Source organism: Paenarthrobacter sp. CAP02, from assembly GCF_040137855.1.
Lineage (GTDB): Bacteria > Actinomycetota > Actinomycetes > Actinomycetales > Micrococcaceae > Arthrobacter.
Genome location: NZ_JBEEII010000004.1, coordinates 165,310 through 179,285, shown reverse-complemented (window position 1 = coordinate 179,285; position 13,976 = coordinate 165,310). Strand labels below are relative to the sequence as shown.

Here is a 13,976-nt window from a genome sequence, read left to right as displayed (position 1 = left end):
CGGCTGTTGAGCCTGGACCGTGCAAGGACCGTAACGAGTGTGAAGAGGTAACCGTGGAAGACAGGAAGCTGCGCATCGCAGCTGTAGGAGATGAACTGCTGGCGGGCCTGGGGGATCCCCGCGCATTGGGTTGGCTCGGACGAGTGCTGGCCCGTACACCCCAGGACTCCGTCGTAGTGGAGAGTTTCCCGCTGCCCTGTCCCATGGAGGGTACTGAGGGGCTGGCCGCCCGTTGGCAGGATGAAGCGGGCAGGCGTTTCAGCGACACGCACGAGAACCGCCTGGTCATCGGCCTGTCGGGGCGCGACCTGGAGTTCGGCTTGTCCACGGCACGGAGCAGGTTGAACCTTGCCAACATCCTGGACGGCGCCTCGCACAGCAGCGTTGAGGTATTTGTGGTCGGCCCGCCGCCTACACTTGACCCAGCACGGAACAAGCGGCTCGCCGAACTCAACACAGCGTTTGCCGATGTCACCACCCGGCGGAACCACCACTACGTGGACACGTTTTCGCCCTTGCTCAACCACGAGCAGTGGAGGACTGACCTGGCCGCCAATGGAGGAACCCCCGGGCAGGCCGGCTACGGCTTGATCGCGTGGCTCGTCCTGCACCGCGGCTGGTTCCAGTGGTTGAACATCGCACAGCCCGAGTAGTTGCGAGGCAGCCTTGCCGGCCCTCTGATCAGGCTAACCATTGCGCCCCTCCAAATCGCGATATATCGTGAAATTATTCAACGCGATATATCGCAATCTGGAGGGGACATGTCAGAGGAGCTATGGACCGTCACCGGTCCGCAAACCATCGAAGTGGACCACGTCCGCTCGCTGAAGCTGGGAATCGTCAAGGGCCGCTTCGACGTGGTGTCCCACGACGAGGACTTTGTCCGGATCGAAATCAGCGAAATCACCGGCGACCCGCTGACCGTCACCTTGGTGGATGGCCGCTTGGAAGTCCGGCATCAGCTACAGGGTCCGCAAGGCTGGTTCCGGAACCTGATGGGCACGGTCAACAACACCAGCACCAACTCCGTGGTAGTGGGAATCGCCCTCCCCCACGGCGTCGATGTCGAAGCCGGAACGGTGAGCGGGGACGGCATGGTGTCCGGCACCGACGCCCGCACCCGGCTGAACACCGTCTCCGGCTCAGTCATGGCGGACGGAACCAGCGGCGAACTTCATGTCAACACGGTCAGCGGCGAGGTCATCGCCAGAAACCACGACGGCGTCCTGACCGCCAAAAGCGTCTCCGGCGAAGTTACTGCGTCCGGCACGTTCAAGAACGTCCGGGCGAACACTGTCAGCGGCGACCTCAGCTTCGACCTCCTGGACTACACGAACGACCTCGGGGTCAACTCCGTGTCCGGCGACCTGACCATCCGGCTGCCCCATAACGTCGGCCTGGACATCGTTGCGAAGTCCGCCAGCGGATCAGTGGTAATCGACGATCAGATCTACGCCCAGCCCGGAAACAACGTGCACACCATCGTAGGACCAGACGAGCGGCTGATGCTGGTCCGCACCAACACGGTGTCCGGCAAGACGTACATCATGCATGCCTCAGCGCCCACAACGGACCACGAGCACCCCGCCGGCGGGGAAGCAGGCCTCTGATGCCCCCGGTCTTCGCCCACGGGGCACTGCGCCTCTACCTGCTTGCCTTGCTCGAGGTAGGCCCGAAACACGGCTATGAGCTGATCAAGGCCCTGGGTGACCGTTTTGGCGGTACCTACTCCCCCAGCGCCGGCACCATCTACCCCCGCCTGGGCAAGCTGGAAGAAGAAGGACTTGTTGCCACCGAAACCGAGGGCAGGCGCACCAAGTACTTCATCACCGACGCCGGCCGCGCCGAGCTGGACGGCCGGCGAGCGGAACTGGCCGATGTGGAAGACACCATCTCTGCCTCGGTCAGGCGGCTGGCCGACAACCTGCGGGAGGACATCAGGACCAACATGCGCGGCCTGCGGGCGGACCTCGCGGCAACCGCGGAGGCCGCACGCAGCAGCGCTTCGTCGGCCCCGTCCAGAAGCCACACCGGCGGCCACACACCGGAGAGCCAGCGGATCCTGAAGGAAGCTGAGCTGATGGTCCAGTCGTTCAGGGATGACATCCGGGTTGAATTGCGCCAGCACGGCGCTTCGCATCCCTTGACGCCTGTGGCCCTGGAAACTGTCCGTGCCGTGCTGGACCAAGCACGTATTTCGATCCGTAATTCGCTGCGAAACTGAGCGCCTTTTCCCTTCCCGGTCCCGCCGGTTCGCGGCCCGGCACCCGGGTGTGCGAAACTGGAGGGCAGCTTTATTGAGTATCAATCCTTGAAGGAGGCCAGCTATGAGCAAGCGTGCACGTAAGCGTCGTGACCGTAAGCGTGGCGGCGCGAACCACGGCAAGCGTCCCAACACCTAAGCCAGCGGCTTAGTGTCACATGCCTAAAAGCGAGGGCCCCGGAAACCATTCGGTTTCCGGGGCCCTCGACGCTTAATACCTTTTGCCGGGACGGATCAGGCGTCCACGGGCTTGATGGAGTGAATCCTGTCAAGAATGGAATTCTTGAGGTTCTCCGGTGCTGACTCAGTACACGAACGCTTGACCATGGTGCGGATGAGGCACTCGAGGTCATACTGCTCAGCGCATTCCCCGCACGTATCCAGGTGCTGCTTGATTTCACTGAGGTCATCACGGGTCAACGCACCGTCGAGATACTCATAAATCCGTTGCATACGTGTATCGTCGCAATCGCCCAATCCCTGGCAGTCGCTCATTTCTCTTTCTCCTGATTGTTGCTTCCGGCCGCGGCCTGATCTTCGGTATGGGCCCTGAAGCCCCGTTCGGCGGCATAGTCCGCCAGCATGTCCCGCAGCATTTTCCTGCCGCGGTGCAACCGCGACATCACCGTGCCGATGGGAGTGTTCATAATTTCTGAGATCTGCTTGTACGCATATCCCTCGACGTCCGCGAAGTAGACCGCCAACCGGAACTCCTCCGGGATGGCTTGCAACGCGTTCTTGACGTCGGAGTCCGGCAGATGGTCCAACGCCTCGGCTTCCGCGGACCGCAGCCCTGCGGAGGTGTGGGACTCTGCCTTGGCCAACTGCCAATCCTCAATCGTGTCCGAATTGGACTGCAGGGGTTCCCGCTGCCGCTTTCGGTAGAGATTGATGTAGGTGTTGGTCAGGATGCGGTACAACCATGCCTTGAGGTTGGTTCCGGGCTTGTATTGGTGGAAGGCGGAAAAGGCCTTGGTGTAGGCCTCCTGGACCAGGTCTTCCGCGTCCGAAGGGTTCCGCGCCATCCTCATCGCTGCCGAGTACAGCTGGTCCACATACTGCATGGCGTCGCGCTCGAATCGGGCACGCCGCTGCTCGGACGTCTCAGAGGAGACGTCGACGGCGGCCGTCGCCTCCGCAGTGCCCTCTGCGGACGATTCGGCTGCTTCATACATGGCCGCTGCGGCCGGTTCAATGGTGCTCATCGTTGCCAAGTCTACTGTCAGCTTGGGTGAAACCAGCTGTGAACCGTACCCCGGCTCTGACAGGACCGCCCGGTCCTTAACCAAAGTCAAAAAACCAACTCCGTTCAGCGAAGCGGCAACACCATGCCGCGGTCCGGTCTCCCCCGCACCTGTTGTTCACAACGGCCGCCGCTGGGTAAATATTCCGCAAAGGTGCAAGACTAGAGCAGACTGCACCCCGTGAACACAACACTCATCCAATAGTGTGGCAAGCCATCCAGGAGGCAAGACATGTCTGTTATCCGTTTTCTCGCGCGTCCCATGCTCGCGTCCAGCTTCGTCGTCGCAGGTCTGGAAAAGCTACGGAACGCGGACGACACCGCGAAGCAACTCTCGCCTGTACTGCGCCGCGCATCGGAGTCCCTGCCCTTCAAGGCAGACGAGAAAACCCTTGCCCGTGTTATCGGCGGTGCCCAGCTGGGCGCCGGGACATTGCTCGGCCTGGGCAAGCTTTCCCGTTTCGCCGCAACCGTGCTGGTTGTGACCTCGGCCCTTAACTCCTACGTCGAGTGGCGCTCAGCAGACATCAGCACCAAGGAAGGCCGGATTGCCCGCAAGGCCCGGCTCCTCAAGAACATTTCCCTCACAGGAGGCGTCCTGCTTGCTTCCGTTGACACCGCGGGCCGGCCAAGCATCGCATGGCGGGCCGAGCACCTCGCGGCCGACGCCAGGAAGGTCACCGGCAAGCAGATCAAGCGCGCCGACAAAGCAGTTCGCAAGGCCGTAGACAACGCAGTTGGAGCATAAGGAAGCATGACAGGCACCACCCCCGCCAACACCGACCCAGCAGCTACCGAAACCGCGCTTCCGCTATGGTCCGCCCCATACGCCCGAGGCCCTGTGGATGCGACGGTGACGGTCCCGGGTTCGAAGTCGCTGACCAACCGGTACCTGGTGCTTGCAGCTTTGGCGGATGGGCCGTCACGCCTGCGGGCCCCCCTGCATTCCCGCGACTCCGCCCTCATGATCCAGGCCCTTCGGCAGCTTGGTGCCACAGTCACTGAAGAACCCGGCGACGGCGACTACGGACCCGACCTCCTGATCACGCCGCTGGATCCCCGGGCTACAAGCGCAGAAACCGCCATCGATTGCGGGCTGGCTGGAACTGTGATGCGTTTTGTTCCGCCGCTCGCGGCGTTGCGCCGCGGGGCTACCGTGTTCGACGGCGATCCTCATGCCCGCAACCGACCCATGGGCACCATCATCGAGGCCTTGGTTGCCCTGGGGGTTCCTGTCGCCGCTGAAGGCGGCAGGACGCCGTCGGCCCTTCCGTTCACGGTGGAAGGCACCGGGGAGGTGCGCGGGGGGCACCTGGTGATCGATGCCAGCGCTTCGTCGCAGTTCGTATCTGCCTTGCTGCTGGTGGGTGCGCGTTTCACCGAGGGCCTGCACCTGGAGCACGTGGGCAAGCCCGTTCCGAGCCTTGACCACATCTCGATGACGGTGGCGACCCTTCGCAGCGTCGGGGTCTCGGTGGACGATTCGGTGCCGAACCACTGGCGGGTATCCCCCGGTCCCATAAGCGCCTTTGACCAACGGATTGAGCAGGACCTCTCCAACGCCGGCCCCTTCCTGGCAGCTGCGCTGGCTACCAAGGGAACCGTCCGCATTCCCAATTGGCCCTCCGGCACCACCCAGGTGGGCGACATGTGGCGGAGTATCCTCGCCACGATGGGAGCGGAAGTCACTCTTCAGGACGGGACACTGACCGTCACCGGCGGGCAGCAGATCAAGGGCGCGGACTTCGACGAAACCAGCGAACTCGCACCCACCGTTGCCGCTCTCTGCGCACTGGCAGCCGGGCCTTCGCGCCTCACGGGCATTGCCCACCTGCGTGGCCACGAGACTGACCGTCTCGCGGCCCTGGTGGCCGAGATCAACAGGCTGGGTGGTGACGCTGAGGAAACGGCTGACGGCCTGGTCATCCGGCCGGCAGCCCTGCACGCCGGCGTGGTGCACAGCTACGCGGACCACCGCATGGCCACAGCGGGTGCCATCCTTGGGCTCGCCGTCGAAGGCGTCAGGGTCGAAGACATCGCCACGACGTCGAAGACCATGCCGGAGTTCCCGGACATGTGGGTTCGAATGCTCGGGACTGCCGGCGCGGAAGAGGCCGGCAACTGACCATGGCCCGTGACGCACGCTCCTGGGACGAGTCCGATGTCCGTATCCGTCCCAACAAAAAAGGGTCACGCCCCAGGACCAAGGACCGCCCAAGCCACGATGACGCCGTCATTGGGCGCATCATCACAGTAGACCGGGGACGGTACCGGGCAATTGTCGGGGAAGACACCGACAACGAGCGCCTGGTCATCGCAGCGCGGGCCCGTGAACTGCGGCGTAACCCCGTGGTCCCGGGTGACTTCGTCGCCCTGGTCGGAGATGTCTCCGGAGACCCGGATACCCTCGCCCGCCTGGTCCGGGTGGAGGAGCGCAGGACGCTCCTGCGCCGCAGTGCCGACGACACCGATCCGATCGAACGTGTGGTCGTGGCCAATGCCGATCAACTCGTGGTGGTGGTGGCGGCCGCGAACCCCGAGCCCCGGACCGGATTCATCGACCGTGCCCTGGTGGCCGCGTATGACGCCGGCATCGAGCCGCTGCTGCTCATCACCAAGGCGGACGTCAAGGACCCGGCGGAACTGCTGGCGAACTACCTCAGCCTGGACTTCCCCGTAATCATCAGCCGGACCGCCGATTCAGGGGCCGGCGGCATTGACGCGCGTTCCGACGACGGCCTGTCTGCCCGCCTGGACCGGGATGCCGTCGCGCAGCTCCGCTCCCACCTCGGCGGAAAAGTAACTGTCATGCTCGGCCATTCCGGTGTGGGCAAGTCCACCATGGTCAACGCCCTGACGGGTGCCGAACGCGCCACTGGCGGCGTGAACGCCGTGACGGGCCGCGGCAGGCACACCTCCTCGTCGGCCCTGGCCCTTAAACTCGATGACGCCCCCACGGGAAGCTGGATCATCGATACTCCCGGCATCCGCTCCTTCGGTTTGGCCCATGTGGACCCGGACCGGATTCTGCGCTCCTTCCCCGACTTGGAGCCCGGCACGGATGGCTGCGAACGCGGCTGCAAACACGACGCAACCGCCATCAATTGCGGACTGGATGCGTGGGTCAACGAAGGCCATGCCGGACCCTCAGGCGTCGCCCGCCTTGCCTCGCTGCGTCGCTTGCTTGGGGCCGATCCCCGGCTCGAAGCGAAAGAGGCCAAGGAATTGGGCACGGTCAACTGATCGTGGCGGCTTCACGTCCCCACTGCGGCCATTGATTCAGGATAGTTTGGTGGCATGACCCATCCCGTTTCCACCTACAACGATGACTTGCGTCTCGCCCACGTCCTCGCAGACTCAGTAGATGCCCAGACCATGGATCGCTTCAAGGCACTGGACCTGCAGATCGAAACCAAGCCGGACCTCACACCCGTCACAGATGCGGACAAGGCCGCGGAGGAAGCGATTCGCGGCCAGCTGTCCCGTTCCCGCCCCCGCGACGCCGTTCTTGGCGAGGAATTCGGCAGCAGCGGACACGGCTCGCGTCGTTGGATCATCGATCCCATCGATGGCACCAAGAACTTCGTTCGCGGTGTTCCGGTATGGGCAACGTTGATTGCGCTGGTCGATGAAGGCGAACCGGTTGTTGGCGTAGTGAGCGCCCCGGCTCTGGGCAAGCGGTGGTGGGCAGCCAAGGACATGGGTGCTTACATGGGCCGTTCGCTCGCCTCCGCCACACGCCTGAAGGTTTCCAACGTCTCCCGGTTGGCGGACGCGTCGATGTCGTACTCGAGCCTTTCCGGCTGGAAAGAACGCGGCAACCTCGACGAATTCATGGGACTCACAGAGGACATCTGGCGTACTCGCGCCTACGGGGATTTCTGGTCCTATTGCCTGGTCGCCGAAGGCGCCGTGGATATCGCCTGCGAACCTGAGCTGAATCTCTACGACATGGCCGCCCTGGTACCCATCGTCACCGAAGCCGGCGGACGCTTCACGTCCCTGGAAGGCGAAGACGGACCGTTCGGCGGTAACGCGTTGGCCACCAACTCGATACTGCATTCGGAGGTCCTCAAGCGCCTCAACCCCGGGCTGGACGACCTCCTCTAGCTCCGGTTGCGGCAAGGCCCATATCGAACCACCACGAAATTTTCGACGGCGGATGGCCCCTTTTAGGGCCGTCCGCCGTTTTATCTTCGCCCAATGACGACTTTTTCGTTCCACGTAACAATGCGCTTAACAATGTTCACCGGCTTTGGAGGGGCTGGAGGGTATGCCCTAACCTTTCTTACAGGTCACGAGTGCCAGCGCTAAACCCCGGTTTGCTGGCCGGCAACCCTCCATTCGCGGTGGGGTGCCCCGGGTGACGACCCGGCCGGTCCGGAACGGATACGGCAAGCGCGGATCCCCCATGCGGGGGTCCCTCTTAAGTGAGGTCCCATGAGCACCGTTACGTTCAACGCCAACACCATTCCGTCGTTTGCTGAGGCAAGCGCGGTGCCGGTTGCTGCAGCACGTCCACTGGCCGCTGTCACAGGCGCGGAGCTGCAGGCACCCCTGATCCAGGGCGGCCATGTCCGTTATGCCAACCTCGACTACGGCGCATCGGCACCTGCCCTGACCATCGTCTCGGCGCACCTCAACGAGGTTTTGCCTTACTACGCCAGCGTTCACCGCGGTGCAGGTTTTGCTTCGCAGATCAGCACCTCCGTCTACGAAAATTCGCGGAACATTGTGCGTGAATTCGTGGGCGGCCGGGCTGACGACTCGGTGATTTTCACCCGCAACACCACGGACTCCCTGAACCTGCTGGCCGGATGCCTCCCCGTGGTTGATGGCCAGGTCGCTGGCGAGGTTCTTTACTTGGACATCGAACACCACGCCAACCTGCTGCCTTGGCAGGGTGTGCCCCACCGAAGCGTCGTTGCAGCACCAACCCTGGCCGCCACGTTGGACAAACTCCGCGATGAGCTCGCCCAAGGCGGCGTGAGCCTGCTGGCTGTCACCGGCGCTTCCAACGTCACCGGTGAAATCCTCCCCATCGCCGAACTGGCTGCCCTTGCCCACGGGTTCGGCGCACGGATCGTGGTGGACGCCGCCCAACTTGCACCCCACCGCCGCATCAACATCGCAGAAGCGGACATCGACTACCTGGTCTTCTCCGGCCACAAGCTCTACGCTCCGTTCGGCGCTGGAGTGGTGGTGGGGCGCCCTGACTGGCTCGACGCCGGCGTCCCCCACCTGGCTGGCGGCGGAGCCGTCCGTGAAGCCCGGTTGGATTCGGTCAGCTGGGCTACCGGCCCGGCCCGCCATGAGGGCGGTTCTCCCAACGTCCTGGGAGCGGCAACCCTGGCCCGCGCCACCCAGGTACTGGCCAGCCTGGATGAGCAGGAATGGCATGCCCATGAAGCGGCCATACGTTCCTACCTTGTTGAAGGCCTGGAAGCGATTGAGGGCGTCTCTGTCCACAAGATCTTCAGCGATTCCGCAGACACCATCGGTGTGGTCAACTTCTCCGTGGAAGGCTTCGACGCCGGTTTGGTCGCCGCCTACCTCGCGGCGGAACACGGTGTCGGCCTTCGGGATGGCCGGTTCTGCGCCCACCCGCTGCTCAAGCGCCTGGGACTCCCGTCAGGTTCGCTGCGGGCAAGCTTCGGCGTCGGCTCCCGGTTGGAGGACGCTACCAGGTTGCTGGCAGGCATCGAGGAACTCAAGCGCAACGGACTTGGCTGGGACTACGTCGTGGACGAAGGCCGCTGGGTACCTGCGAACGACCACCGCAGCTACCCCGAATGGGCACCCAATACTCCGGGCACGGCAGGCGCGGCGCCCTGCACTGTGGACTAGGAATCCGCGCACCAAAGGGTTTCACGGCTGCGGTAAATTCGTAGGGTACCTTTTGGCAACCCTGTGAAGGAGCTCCGCGTGTCCACGCCGTCCCCCGGAGCCGCGAGTCGTCCGGCGGTCATTCCCGGACCAGCAGGACCACGCGGTCCCAAGCTCCACGCCACCCGCAGGCACGAACTGGGCCAAAGCTTCCAGGACGGCGGGGAGCACTATGACCGCGTGCGCCCCGGATACCCCATGGACTCCCTGGAATGGATCCTGCCCCAAGGGGCCCGGACAGCGGCCGACATCGGGGCGGGCACCGGCAAGTTCACGTCGCTTCTCCTCCAGCGGAACCTGGAGGTTGCCGCCGTCGATCCTTCACCGGACATGCTGGAACAACTGCGCAAAAGCTATCCGCAGGTCAACGCACTCGTGGGAACAGCCGAGGCAACAGGGCTGACGGACTCAGCATTCGACGTCGTCAGCGTTGCGCAGGCATGGCACTGGTGCGACCCCCTCCCCGCCAGCACGGAGATCGCCAGGATCCTCAGGCCCGGAGGAACGATGGGTCTGGTGTGGAACCAGTTGGACACGTCCATCCCTTGGGTCCACAGGCTGTCCCGGATCATGCACGCAGGAGATGTCCACAAGCCGGGATTCCGGCCAGTTATCGGCCCGGAATTCCAAGGCCTGGAACGCCACCTGACCACATGGGAGGATCCCCTGACTCCAGAGGACATCATGGAGTTGGCGAAGTCCCGCAGTTACTACCTCCGTGCCGGCGAGGCCACCCGTGCGAAAGTCATGGATAACCTCAAGTGGTACCTCCACGAACACCTTGGACATGCTGCGGGCGAAACAGTGCCCGTGCCCTACGTGACGCAAACGTGGCGTGCACTCAAGGTCCAGGGTGCGCCGCCACGGTAGGCTTGGTGTGTGAAGACCAGTACGCCCTCCTCCTCGATCGAGGACTACGTCAAGGTCATCTACTCCTATACGGAGTGGCAGGACAAGCCGATCACGTCCTCCCAGCTCGCCCAAAGGCTGGGCGTGGCCAACTCCTCCGTCTCGGAAATGGTCCGCAAGCTCAAAGACCAAGGCTTGGTTGACCACCAGCCCTACAGCGCCATTCGACTGACCTCTGAAGGCATGCGGCTGGCCTTGTCCATGGTGCGTCGGCACCGGCTCATCGAAACCTACCTCGTGGAGGAACTGGGCTACAGCTGGGACGAGGTCCACGACGAAGCCGAGATGCTTGAGCATGCGGTGTCAGACACCTTCATTGAACGCATGTCAGCAAAGCTTGGGCACCCCGTCCGGGATCCGCACGGCGACCCCATTCCGTCGGCAGACGGAATGGTGGACTTGCCGCACGCGTACCAAATGATCGAACTTGACCAAGGCCATGCCGGGAAGATCACCCGCATCAGCGACGAAAACCCCGATCTCCTCCGTTACCTGGCCGCCCAGGACATCGCGCTGGACGCGCCTGTTGAAGTCATGGGGCGCAAGCCGTTCGGCGGGGCACTCGTTGTGAGGATCGGCAGCGGACCGGATCGCCGTGAGTTTGACCTGGCCGATGAAGTCGCATCGGCCCTGTGGGTCCAAAGCGCAGGAGTCCACCCCGGGTGCGTGCTCCCGGGGCGCTGAAGCAGCCGCACGTCCGGCTAGCTGCGCTGGCTGGCGGGACCGCCGTCGTCGGACGCCGTATCAGTAACGCTTCCAGCAGAAGCAGCCGCTTCACGCGGCGGGTTCCGGATCCCGACGGCGGACGCCAGGCCCCCGATTACGAAAAGGGCCGCTGTGACCAGCAAGGCATTATCGAGGCCCTGCCGCGTGAACACCGGTCCAACGATCACCCCGGCAAAGGCAATGGTAATCAAGCCGGCAATGCGAGCCACTGCGTTATTGACCGCCGAGCCTATACCGGCCTCCTCCGTGGGCACTGCACCCAGTATGGCTGCTGTCAGGGGAGCCACCAGAGTAGCCAAACCTACGCCAAAGACAATCTGGCCGGGAAGCACCTGCGTCCAATAGTTGAGGGGTTCCTGGACCGTCAATGACATCAGGAAGCCCACGCCGCACAACAACGGACCTGCCGTCATGAACCAACGAGGACCATACTTGCCGGCAAGGCCGCCAAAATACGACGCACACAGCATGAGGATGACCGTCCCCGGAAGCAGGGCAATGCCGGCCAATGTCGCACCCATACCGCCCACCTGCTGAAGGTAGATACCCAGGACGAAGAACCCCAGCGAAATCCCGCCGTAAATAGCCAAGGTAGCCACGTTGCCCCACGCAAAATTGCGGATGCCGAAGAGCCTTAGCGGCAGCATCGGTTGGGCAGTCCGCGCCTCGTGGGCCAGGAAAAGGACCAAAGCTACGGCTCCAACCACCAGCGGCGCCCACACCAGCGGGCTCTCCCAGCCCATCCTGCCCTGCTCGATGAAGGCATATACGGGACCACCCAGGCCGACCATCGCCAGGAACGCACCGAGATAGTCGATCTTCTGGCTCTTGTCCCGTGCGGCGTCACTTGCACGCAAGCCCGACAGCATGGGCCAGATCAGGGCTGCAGGGACAACGTTGATGAAGAATATGACGCGCCAGGAAAGCAAATCCACAGAGACACCGCCGATGAGGGGCGCCACGATGGCCGCCGCGCTGGTCCACCCGGACCACTGGCCGATGGCCTTGGACTGGGCAGGGCCGGAGAACGAGGTAACGATCATGGCCAACGAACTCGGGACCAGGAGCGCACCGGCAATTCCCTGCAGGGCACGTGAAACTACAAGGACTTCGCCGGTCCAGGCAAGCCCGCACATCACCGAGGTCACCGCGAACCCGGCCAGGCCCCATTCCAGGATCCTGGCCCTGCCAAAATGGTCGGACAATGAGCCGGCCACCAGGATCAGGGCACCCAACGTCAGCAAGTACGCATCCACCACCCACTGCTGGATGACCAGGCCACCGCCCAGTTCCCGCCCAATGGCCGGAAGTGCGAGATTCACCACAAAACCGTCAAGGATCGCAATGAACGAAGCCACGATTGCCACCACCAGCACGCGTTTTTGGAGCGGGGTGCTCGGTTCCACAGCGGCTGCGTCAGTCATGAGCACAGCCTACGCCGATGGAGTCCCGTATCGTTGAATGGTGATTAGCAGACGTGACGCCGCCCTGGCCCTGGATATTTCGATGGAAATGGCCCAACGCCACGGCATTCCGTCCCGCCTTAGCGAGGCCGAGCTTCGCGACATGCAGGACCATCCCCCGGCCTGGCTGGTGCAGTCCCGCGCCAACCGCACCGGAAAGCGCCCCGTCTGGGTCCACCTCACATGTGCTGTGTGCGGCTACTCTGAGGCTGTCCGGCCCAAGAAATGGTGGCCGGACTTCTCGTTCGTCTATTGCGGCACGCACCGGAACTCCGAGCTGCCCAAGCTGTTCCTCGGCGAAGTCCGCAGCGAATACGAAGGCGTTGGCAGCCGCTTCGTCGGCGTCGTGGACGTTCCGGAGAACCAGGCCTAGCTGGCTAACCCGCCTGCTGGCTCATCTCCGAAGGTACCGCGAGAAGCTGGAAGGTCCTGCCCTCCCGCAGAACGGTCAGCGGGAACGGCTCGCCGATCGCCTCCTCAAAGAGCAGCTTCTGGAGGCTTTCCGCGCTGGACACCGCCCTCCCCTGGGCACGCAGCACCAGATCACCTGGCTGGAGTCCGGACCGCTCAGCAGGCGAGCCCGCGATCACCTCGACGACGCGCAAGCCTTCCTTCTGGCCTGTCCGCACCACGGCACTGGCGTCAAGGGGTATCGGCGTGCTGACCAGGCCCAGATAGGCTCGACGCACCCGGCCATCCCGCAGCAACGAGGCAATGATCCTCTGCGTCGTCCTGTTGATGGGAACAGCCAACCCCAGCCCAAGTCCGGCGACAGCAGTGTTGATACCGACGATGCGGCCCCTCGTATCAGCCAAAGCCCCACCGGAATTTCCTGGATTCAGAGCAGCATCCGTCTGGATGACATCCTCTATCACCCGCCGGTGCTCTCCTGCCCGGACAGGGATGGAGCGACCCAGGCCACTGACCACGCCGGCAGTCACGGACCCGGCCAGGCCGAGGGGGTTCCCCACGGCAATGACCAACTGCCCTACATGCAAAGAGTCCGCATTACCCAGCAGCGCCGGAGGCGGCGTGGATCTCAGCCCACGGACCACCGCAAGATCGGACAGAGGATCGGCACCCACCAACTCCACGTCGGTGTGCTTACCGTCCGCGAAGACGGCCCGGCCGGACTGAATGCCCGCCACGACGTGGGCGTTCGTCAGCAGGTACCCGTCGCCCGTAAACACGACGGCGGATCCGCTTCCCACACGCACCCGGCCACGGCGCCCTGTGCTAGTCATTTCGATGGCAGCAACATGGGGTGTTACGGACTCCGCCACCCTGACGACGAGCTGCGAATACGCGTCCAGGGCCTCGTCTTCGTCCGGTTGTTGTTGTTCAAACTCAGGCTCTGTGCTCATCACTTGCCTCCTGCCAAACGTCGGACCGCGATCCGCACGCCCCGTCCGGCTTCGCGCTTACCCAGTACAACGACCGGGGTCAGTGGGCTAGTCCGTTTTGCGGTACGCCGTGGGTGAACGCG

General features: G+C 63.7%; 16 protein-coding genes and 1 riboswitch. Of the genes, 12 read left to right on the top strand and 4 right to left on the bottom strand.

Annotated features, from left to right (window positions below):
* Positions 1-53 precede the first annotated feature (53 nt).
* The 4 genes from ABHM97_RS08605 to ABHM97_RS21475 all read left to right on the top strand — a co-directional run bounded on the left by ABHM97_RS08605 (position 54) and on the right by ABHM97_RS21475 (position 2,402).
* Positions 54-653, top strand: coding sequence for a GDSL-type esterase/lipase family protein (locus ABHM97_RS08605; protein WP_014922202.1), 600 nt, complete (start codon positions 54-56; stop codon positions 651-653).
* Between the two features lie 108 nt (positions 654-761).
* A complete protein-coding gene (locus tag ABHM97_RS08600) occupies positions 762-1,610 on the top strand; it encodes a DUF4097 family beta strand repeat-containing protein (RefSeq protein ID WP_349470323.1) in 849 nt (282 codons plus the stop codon).
* Complete coding sequence (locus ABHM97_RS08595; protein ID WP_349470322.1) at positions 1,610-2,224, top strand: PadR family transcriptional regulator; 615 nt, start codon at positions 1,610-1,612, stop codon at positions 2,222-2,224. The genes ABHM97_RS08600 and ABHM97_RS08595 overlap by 1 nt, the downstream gene beginning before the upstream one ends.
* Positions 2,225-2,327: 103 nt before the next feature.
* Positions 2,328-2,402 carry a 50S ribosomal protein bL37 gene (locus tag ABHM97_RS21475; RefSeq protein WP_369299106.1) on the top strand — a complete coding sequence of 25 codons (75 nt, stop codon included), beginning with the start codon at positions 2,328-2,330 and terminating at the stop codon, positions 2,400-2,402.
* A gap of 95 nt (positions 2,403-2,497) precedes the next feature.
* On the opposite strand, the gene rsrA is transcribed toward ABHM97_RS21475, so the two are convergent.
* Both rsrA and ABHM97_RS08585 read right to left on the bottom strand, forming a co-directional pair.
* Positions 2,498-2,758, bottom strand: coding sequence for a mycothiol system anti-sigma-R factor (gene rsrA / locus ABHM97_RS08590; protein ID WP_235520566.1), 261 nt, complete (start codon positions 2,756-2,758; stop codon positions 2,498-2,500).
* On the bottom strand, positions 2,755-3,558 hold the full coding sequence (locus tag ABHM97_RS08585; protein ID WP_235520567.1) for a sigma-70 family RNA polymerase sigma factor: 804 nt from the start codon (positions 3,556-3,558) through the stop codon (positions 2,755-2,757). The genes rsrA and ABHM97_RS08585 overlap by 4 nt, the downstream gene beginning before the upstream one ends.
* A 180-nt stretch (positions 3,559-3,738) precedes the next feature.
* Between ABHM97_RS08585 and ABHM97_RS08580 the strand changes: the two genes are divergently transcribed.
* From ABHM97_RS08580 to ABHM97_RS08550, 7 genes are all read left to right on the top strand, one after another.
* Positions 3,739-4,254, top strand: coding sequence for a DoxX family membrane protein (locus ABHM97_RS08580; RefSeq protein WP_235520568.1), 516 nt, complete (start codon positions 3,739-3,741; stop codon positions 4,252-4,254).
* Between the two features lie 6 nt (positions 4,255-4,260).
* Positions 4,261-5,631, top strand: a complete 1,371-nt coding sequence (aroA, locus tag ABHM97_RS08575; protein ID WP_235520569.1) for a 3-phosphoshikimate 1-carboxyvinyltransferase — start codon at positions 4,261-4,263, stop codon at positions 5,629-5,631.
* Between the two features lie 2 nt (positions 5,632-5,633).
* Positions 5,634-6,749, top strand: coding sequence for a ribosome small subunit-dependent GTPase A (rsgA, locus tag ABHM97_RS08570; protein WP_235520570.1), 1,116 nt, complete (start codon positions 5,634-5,636; stop codon positions 6,747-6,749).
* Positions 6,750-6,803: 54 nt separating this feature from the next.
* A complete protein-coding gene (gene hisN, locus ABHM97_RS08565) occupies positions 6,804-7,616 on the top strand; it encodes a histidinol-phosphatase (protein ID WP_211711505.1) in 813 nt (270 codons plus the stop codon).
* A 183-nt stretch (positions 7,617-7,799) separates the two neighbouring features.
* Positions 7,800-7,913, top strand: a riboswitch (SAM riboswitch).
* A gap of 33 nt (positions 7,914-7,946) precedes the next feature.
* Complete coding sequence (locus ABHM97_RS08560) at positions 7,947-9,353, top strand: aminotransferase class V-fold PLP-dependent enzyme (RefSeq protein ID WP_349470321.1); 1,407 nt, start codon at positions 7,947-7,949, stop codon at positions 9,351-9,353.
* A gap of 120 nt (positions 9,354-9,473) precedes the next feature.
* Complete coding sequence (locus tag ABHM97_RS08555; protein WP_349470535.1) at positions 9,474-10,262, top strand: class I SAM-dependent methyltransferase; 789 nt, start codon at positions 9,474-9,476, stop codon at positions 10,260-10,262.
* A 9-nt stretch (positions 10,263-10,271) separates the two neighbouring features.
* Positions 10,272-10,985, top strand: coding sequence for a metal-dependent transcriptional regulator (locus ABHM97_RS08550; RefSeq protein WP_349470320.1), 714 nt, complete (start codon positions 10,272-10,274; stop codon positions 10,983-10,985).
* Between the two features lie 17 nt (positions 10,986-11,002).
* On the opposite strand, the gene ABHM97_RS08545 is transcribed toward ABHM97_RS08550, so the two are convergent.
* The gene (locus ABHM97_RS08545) at positions 11,003-12,451 is read right to left on the bottom strand and encodes an MFS transporter (RefSeq protein WP_349470319.1); all 1,449 of its coding nucleotides are present in this window, start codon (positions 12,449-12,451) and stop codon (positions 11,003-11,005) included.
* A 37-nt stretch (positions 12,452-12,488) separates the two neighbouring features.
* Here ABHM97_RS08545 and ABHM97_RS08540 point away from each other — a divergent pair, with 37 nt between their 5' ends.
* Positions 12,489-12,863, top strand: a complete 375-nt coding sequence (locus ABHM97_RS08540; RefSeq protein WP_349470318.1) for a hypothetical protein — start codon at positions 12,489-12,491, stop codon at positions 12,861-12,863.
* A gap of 4 nt (positions 12,864-12,867) precedes the next feature.
* On the opposite strand, the gene ABHM97_RS08535 is transcribed toward ABHM97_RS08540, so the two are convergent.
* Entirely contained in the window at positions 12,868-13,854 is a 987-nt protein-coding gene (locus ABHM97_RS08535) for a S1C family serine protease (RefSeq protein ID WP_349470317.1), read from the bottom strand.
* Between the last annotated feature and the right edge of the window lie 122 nt (positions 13,855-13,976).

What these genes read in the sequence shown, in the direction of transcription:
- ABHM97_RS08600 (WP_349470323.1), top strand. Translation starts at nt 762, where the DNA reads ATGTCAGAGGAGCTATGGACCGTCACCGGTCCGCAAACCATCGAAGTG.
- ABHM97_RS08595 (WP_349470322.1), top strand. Translation starts at nt 1,610, where the DNA reads ATGCCCCCGGTCTTCGCCCACGGGGCACTGCGCCTCTACCTGCTTGCC.
- rsrA (WP_235520566.1), bottom strand. Translation starts at nt 2,758, where the DNA reads ATGAGCGACTGCCAGGGATTGGGCGATTGCGACGATACACGTATGCAA.
- ABHM97_RS08580 (WP_235520568.1), top strand. Translation starts at nt 3,739, where the DNA reads ATGTCTGTTATCCGTTTTCTCGCGCGTCCCATGCTCGCGTCCAGCTTC.
- aroA (WP_235520569.1), top strand. Translation starts at nt 4,261, where the DNA reads ATGACAGGCACCACCCCCGCCAACACCGACCCAGCAGCTACCGAAACC.
- rsgA (WP_235520570.1), top strand. Translation starts at nt 5,634, where the DNA reads ATGGCCCGTGACGCACGCTCCTGGGACGAGTCCGATGTCCGTATCCGT.
- hisN (WP_211711505.1), top strand. Translation starts at nt 6,804, where the DNA reads ATGACCCATCCCGTTTCCACCTACAACGATGACTTGCGTCTCGCCCAC.
- ABHM97_RS08560 (WP_349470321.1), top strand. Translation starts at nt 7,947, where the DNA reads ATGAGCACCGTTACGTTCAACGCCAACACCATTCCGTCGTTTGCTGAG.
- ABHM97_RS08545 (WP_349470319.1), bottom strand. Translation starts at nt 12,451, where the DNA reads ATGACTGACGCAGCCGCTGTGGAACCGAGCACCCCGCTCCAAAAACGC.
- ABHM97_RS08540 (WP_349470318.1), top strand. Translation starts at nt 12,489, where the DNA reads ATGGTGATTAGCAGACGTGACGCCGCCCTGGCCCTGGATATTTCGATG.
- ABHM97_RS08535 (WP_349470317.1), bottom strand. Translation starts at nt 13,854, where the DNA reads ATGAGCACAGAGCCTGAGTTTGAACAACAACAACCGGACGAAGACGAG.